Genomic DNA, 506 nt, shown 5'->3' on the forward strand with positions numbered 1-506 from the left:
GTATACTCATAAGCTTTCTCCCCGTGCATCGAAATATCAAGCCCCATTTGTTCTTCGTGCTCATCGACGCGAACAGGGAGGAAGAAGTTAATGGCTTTAATAATGGCGTACGTCATTATGATCGTGAATGCATATGTTGCGCCGATTGCTACAAGTTGTTTGAAAAGAAGTGCAGCATTCCCGTAAAATAATCCGTTAGCGCCATCACCGTTTACAGTAGTAGTTGCAAATAGTCCAGTTGCAATACCGCCCCAAGTTCCTCCGATGCCGTGGCATCCAAAGGCATCAAGTGTATCATCGTATCCGAATTTGTTTTTTAAGAAGAAGACAGCACCGAAACATAATATACCACCAATTGCTCCGATAAGAAGAGCGGAGAAAGGTGTGACGAATCCACAAGCTGGCGTAATTGCAACTAAACCAGAAACAACCCCGCAAGCAGCTCCCATCGCAGTCGGCTTTGATTGGAAGAACCATTCAGAAAGCATCCAAGTTAGAGCTGAAGC

The 506-nt window shown here is 45.1% G+C and carries 1 protein-coding gene; it reads right to left on the minus strand.

Going from position 1 to position 506, the window contains the following annotated elements; genetic code table 11:
* Nucleotides 1-506 (minus strand): ammonium transporter (locus tag AC1DTM_RS31425; protein ID WP_477001813.1); only part of this gene is annotated, 506 nt, incomplete at both ends.

The sequence above is a fragment of the Bacillus sp. P4_D3 genome (assembly GCF_056401855.1).